This is a genomic window from Acinetobacter sp. YH16038 (assembly GCF_013417275.1).
Lineage (GTDB): Bacteria > Pseudomonadota > Gammaproteobacteria > Pseudomonadales > Moraxellaceae > Acinetobacter.
Genome location: NZ_VPEG01000072.1, coordinates 1 through 5,361, shown reverse-complemented (window position 1 = coordinate 5,361; position 5,361 = coordinate 1). Strand labels below are relative to the sequence as shown.

The following is a 5,361-nucleotide window of genomic DNA, read 5'->3' as shown; positions in this document are numbered from 1 at the left end:
GCAGATTTAGTCATAACGGTTAATTTCGGAATATAGAAAACCACTCAAGCATAAGACCCTATGAATTGAAATTCAAGCGGGTAATATGCTATCGTGTTTTTCATGAAATGCGCACTTACGACTTGAACAAAGTTCAAGTCAAAGTTGCGCAAGGGGACACCCCTTAACCCCAAAAAACTGCTACGCAATTTTTTAAAAGCAAAAGCACCCCAAGGCGACTGCATGGCAATTTATCATTGTTCCACTAAAACGGTGAACCGAAGTTCGGGGCGAACTGCGGTTGCATCATCTGCATATCGTGCAGGGGAAAAACTAGAAGATGAACGCACAGGACTGACCCATGACTTTACGAGAAAAGACGGTGTCGCCCATTCTGAAATTCTGTCTAATTTAGATATTGAAATTGACCGTGGTGAACTTTGGAACTTGGCAGAAAAAACCGAAAACCGTAAAGATGCCCGAACCGCTAGAGAATGGGTCATTGCCCTACCTGATGAATTAGACGCTGATCAACGTAAGGACTTGGCAAAAGACTTTGCCAGGTCCTTAGTTGATCGCTATGGAGTGATCGCAGATTTAGCCATCCATGAACCCAGCAAAGGCGGTAATGATAAGAATCATCACGCCCATATCATGCTTACCACCCGAAAAGCCGAATTGGACACGGACAATAAACTCACCCTGACCACCAAAACCGATATTGAACTCAGCAACGCCAAACGAAAAAGCCTTGGTATGGGTACAACCCAAGACGAAATTAAACAGATTCGGGAAACGTGGGCAAATTTAGCCAATCACGCATTAGAACGAGCAGGCTACCGAGAAAAAATAGATCACCGCAGCTATGCCGATCAGAATAACGGACTACAAGCCACCATCCATGAAGGCACTAAAGTCACCCAATTACGCAGACAAGGCATAGACACTGAAATCAGCCGTTTTAATGACAATGTGAAACAGCAGAACGCCCAACAGCTTGACCAACAGAAACAGCAGAAAGAGAGCGTTTTACAGCGTGGTTTAAACCGTGTCGATCAAGGTTTTGATCAATGGCAGAAGAACCAAGAAACCAAACGTCTAGAACTGGAACGCCAAGCGGAAATGAAACGACAGCAAGAATTAGATAAACAACGAGCCGAGCAAGCACTCCGCAAGGCATATCAAAAACTAAGTAGAGGCGGAATGTCATTATGAGTAATCAAAATGATTTAGATGACCAGTTATATATTTTATTGGCATCCATGAAGGAATATCGAGAAGCCATAGCAGACGATAAGAAGCGATTAGAGCAGTTTTACAACCAAGTCGCTAGTGGAGTGCTAGACAAGGCTGAAAAATCGCTAGAAAACACAAATAAGAAGCATACAGGTGCATTAAACAACAGTATTCAGGCATTAAACGAAGCTACAAACAGGCTCAACTTAAAACTTATCTTTATTTTTGCCAGCACGTTTGTTGCTGTGATGATGGTGTTCATTTTGGCTATCTTTTTATACATACCAAGCAAAGACGAAATTGATGAACGTAGAGCAGATATGGCTGTACTAAAAAAATATCCGCTACAAATTCGAGAAAGTGATGGTGAAACATTGGTGAGAATAATGAGGAAAAATTGCTACTCGTTTGAACCGAGTAGTGTCAAAGAAAAAACGTATGACTGGTGTCAGATCGACCCTAAAAAATACTAGTTGATCGGTACTTTGCTTGGTTTTTCTCATTACAAATCAAATTACAGCAAGCGCAAAGTTGCCCGACTTTGAAACATGGCTTTAGCCATCTTTCAAAGCATCGAGCTGAAATTTCGCATAAGAGATTTTATGTTAAATAGGTTCGATTAAGCAGATCGTCTTCTAATTTTGAACATTGCTCATCATCAATGACTCCGGTAATACTTTGTAGCCACAACCCATCTGCTGCTAAACGAAGTAACTCTAAATCAGGATGACTATCCGTTTCTGCATATTGAGATAATCTATTTTTTAGCCATTCCATCCAAATTTTATTAAAGGTAGGCTCTGTGATCATAGTCATTGATAACGCTGACCAAGCAGAAACCACCCCATCTATTTGATGGATAAAAGAACTATGAATATAAGCTCGTGTGAATTTACCATATTCTGTTGGATCGCGTTTAATCAAGTATTCAACTGTTTGATCTAAATCAAGAATTATTTGATTGAACATTTCTTCTATCAAATTTTTTTTATTCGGGAAATGGTGAAATACCCCCCCTTTTGTTATACCTACTGCTGTAGCAATATTTTGAATAGAAACACCAGAAATACCCTTTTGAGAAACAAGAATAGTTGCCTGTTCAAGGATGCGCTTTCGAATAACCTCTGGTTGCTTCTTTTGTTGCCGAATTTCTTTCACTTAATGACCTGCTGATTGCGAAAATAAATTAATAATTATTACGCCAGATACGATAAAACCAATTCCAATTAAAGCAGGATTATCTAGTGTCTGTTTAAAAACAAAGTAGCCAACTATAGCAGTTAGAACAATCCCAACACCAGCCCATATAGCGTATGCGATACCTAAAGGGATTGTTTTAATAACTTGTGATAATAAATAAAATGCCGTGCTAAAAAAAATAAAGACCATCACGTTTGGAAAAAGTTTTGTAAACCCTTCCGATTTAACTAAAAAACTACTTCCAATCACTTCGGAAACTATTGCAAATCCAAGTAATACATAAGCGAGTAACACACTGTTCATAAGTAATCATACCTAAAATACCAATCGGAAGGTATGTTAAATTTTCAAAAAAAAATTATCAATAATTATTTTAGATTTTCTAAAATTAACATAATACACCTTATGCGAAATTTGTTATAATTCTCTTTAGAAATCAGTGCAGTAGGTTTCCATTTTTAGCCCATCTATACCTAGATGGGCTTTTTTTATGATTTTTCACGTTCCACGCCTATTATTTAAGCAATGTTTCACAACTTTGGTTAGCTCCAGTAAATAATTAAAACCTAGATAATAAGAACCGAGCGAGTGTCTACGAGCGATTGAGCATCATCAAAATTTCGCCCTCGCCTTTTCTCTGATTACAAGCTCCCTTTCGATTTTAAACGGTAGGTACAGAGCATCCCGAATGGGTGCGAACTTTGGAGCTTTTGCTTTTCAAAAAGTATGAGCGAAGCGAATACATTATCAATGCTTTTGCTTTTAGATTTCACAAACAGGATTAACCAAAAACTGCCCCTCGAAGCGAGGAACGAGCTTCAATAGAGTACGAGCTTTAGCGAGTACATAGGGCAGTTTTAATAGTTTTTCCCTTTTTAATAGTTTTAATAGTTTTAATAGTTTTAGACAGCATGAAAGCCTTATATAGCAATACTCTTCAGCCTCATACAACGACAGATTTACCCTTATACAACGACAGATTTACCCTTATACAACGACAGATTTACCCTTATACAACGACAGATTTACCCTATATAACGACAATAAAAAATAATGTTGTTGTTTTAATTAACGCTTTTATAATATAGTGTCGTTTTATTGCAGAAAAATAATCCTTAAACCAAATGAAAAATGATCTAGTTATAAAAAGTAATACTCTTGTTGAAGCTTGCTTTAATCTCAGTTTGACTGAATATCGAATACTACATGTAGCCTTCACTGAATTAGCTGAATATGAAAGTGATAAAGGCTTATTCCACACACGAGAATTTAGAGTATATGCAAAAGATTACTCCAAGCTATTTAATACTGATGAATCCGATGCTTATAAGGTATTAAGGGATGCAAGTGAGCGATTATTTAACCGTTACTTCACGTATGATCGGGTCTATCAAAAACCTGATTTTATAGAATGTGTTAAATCGAGATGGGTACAAAAAATTAGTTATGCAGATACGCAGGGATATATTAAATTTCAGTTAGCCGATGATGTTTTTAGCATGATTGGACAACTGAAAGATTGTTTCACACGATATAGATTATCTAAAACAGCCCAATTAACGAGCGTTTATGCTATTCGCCTTTATGAAATGATGATTCAATGGCAAAGCACGAAAGTTGTTCCAGTAATAGAATTAAATACGTTAAGAGAACGCCTTGCTATTGAGGAGCATGAATATCCTAGAGTCTATGATTTTAAGAATCGTGTCTTAGACCCTGCTATTAAACAAATTAATAAATATACAGATATCACAGTAAGTTACGAACAACACAAGCAAGGACGTATCATTTCTGGGTTTTCATTTAAGTTTAAGCAAAAAAAAGACGATAAACCTAAAATTAATACTAAGCGTGACCCTAACACCCCTGACTTTTTTATAAAAATGACCGATGCACAACGCCATTTATTTGCCAATAAAATGTCAGAAATGCCTGAAATGAGTAAATATTCAAAAGGTACAGAAAGCTACCAACAATTTGCTATTCGTATCGCTGACATGCTTTTAGAGCCTGAAAAATTTAGAGAACTTTACCCATTTTTAGAGAAAGCAGGATTTAAATCATGATGCAACTGGAGAACCTAACAGCCAATTTTCAAGGCGTTCAAATTGAGTATACCGACATCGTTAATTATGAAATTGCGAGGGAGAATATCTGCGGTTATATCTTTCTATTATCCCGAATATCCCAGAATGCAGAACCCACTGAAAAAATGCAGATGGAAAGCAAAATAGAGGACTTAATTTACTATCGGGATAATTTGCAGATCAAGGATAAAGTAAATATCCAAAAAGTCTTAAATGAGCTAATTCCAGAGTATAAAGCCGAACAAGAAAAGCAAAGAGCTAAGAAAAATTAGGCTTTCTTCTTAACTTTACTTTTTTGCTTTGGCTTAACAGTAAATTGCTCTCCCAAAGCCTTGCCTTGTTTAAAAGTGACAATTTCCTTAGCTTCAATTTTAAGTTTTTCGCCAGTTTTAGGATTGTGTCCCATTCTTTCGGCACGCTGTTTTACTTCAAAAGTCCCAAAATCAACTAATCGGACATTTTTATCTTCAACCAGGGCTTCTGTAATGACTTCAAGAACAGAATTAAGAACAACTCTTGCTTCATCTTGATTAATATTTAATTTAGGTGCTAATTTGGCAATTAAATCGGCTTTATTCATAATTAATTGTCCTCAATATTTGGTAAGTCAAAAAGCTGTCGATCTCTATTTTCTGTTAAATATTCGTTGAGTTCAGCGAGTATTTTTTCTTTATTGGCTTCATTTGCCTGCATTTTCTTAATCAAGTAAGAACCGAGCAAAATTTTACGCCGAGTATCATCCTTGCGCTCCTGTTCTTTCTTTTTGGTACGTTCTCTTGCTTCAATAGCCTGTTTCTGTGCTTTTAACTGTTTCAGCTTCTCTAACTGGGCTTCAATTTTCTTTTCGATATTTTCAGCA

General features: G+C 36.6%; 8 protein-coding genes. 4 read left to right on the top strand and 4 right to left on the bottom strand.

Annotation, left to right across the window (positions count from 1 at the left end; all coding sequences use genetic code 11):
• Positions 1–222 precede the first annotated feature (222 nt).
• Together mobQ and FTV34_RS16185 are read left to right on the top strand one after the other, a co-directional pair.
• A complete protein-coding gene (gene mobQ, locus FTV34_RS16190; protein ID WP_004856449.1) occupies positions 223–1,194 on the top strand; it encodes a MobQ family relaxase in 972 nt (323 codons plus the stop codon).
• Complete coding sequence (locus FTV34_RS16185; RefSeq protein ID WP_004856450.1) at positions 1,191–1,688, top strand: hypothetical protein; 498 nt, start codon at positions 1,191–1,193, stop codon at positions 1,686–1,688. Before mobQ ends, FTV34_RS16185 begins: the two co-directional genes overlap by 4 nt.
• Before the next feature lie 127 nt (positions 1,689–1,815).
• Here the strand turns inward: FTV34_RS16185 and FTV34_RS16180 are convergent, their stop codons facing one another.
• Complete coding sequence (locus tag FTV34_RS16180; RefSeq protein WP_180066139.1) at positions 1,816–2,373, bottom strand: TetR family transcriptional regulator; 558 nt, start codon at positions 2,371–2,373, stop codon at positions 1,816–1,818.
• Positions 2,374–2,718, bottom strand: a complete 345-nt coding sequence (locus FTV34_RS16175; RefSeq protein WP_180023023.1) for an SMR family transporter — start codon at positions 2,716–2,718, stop codon at positions 2,374–2,376.
• A gap of 821 nt (positions 2,719–3,539) precedes the next feature.
• Here FTV34_RS16175 and repM point away from each other — a divergent pair.
• Entirely contained in the window at positions 3,540–4,481 is a 942-nt protein-coding gene (gene repM, locus FTV34_RS16170) for a replication initiation protein RepM (RefSeq protein ID WP_087554602.1), read from the top strand.
• Complete coding sequence (locus tag FTV34_RS16165) at positions 4,478–4,774, top strand: hypothetical protein (RefSeq protein WP_159516833.1); 297 nt, start codon at positions 4,478–4,480, stop codon at positions 4,772–4,774. The genes repM and FTV34_RS16165 overlap by 4 nt, the downstream gene beginning before the upstream one ends.
• Here the strand turns inward: FTV34_RS16165 and FTV34_RS16160 are convergent.
• Both FTV34_RS16160 and FTV34_RS16155 read right to left on the bottom strand, forming a co-directional pair.
• Positions 4,771–5,082 carry an HU family DNA-binding protein gene (locus tag FTV34_RS16160; RefSeq protein ID WP_159516832.1) on the bottom strand — a complete coding sequence of 104 codons (312 nt, stop codon included), beginning with the start codon at positions 5,080–5,082 and terminating at the stop codon, positions 4,771–4,773. The genes FTV34_RS16165 and FTV34_RS16160 overlap by 4 nt on opposite strands.
• 2 nt (positions 5,083–5,084) lie before the next feature.
• The coding region (locus FTV34_RS16155; protein WP_180012430.1) for a mobilization protein at positions 5,085–5,361 on the bottom strand (277 nt) is incomplete at its 5' end.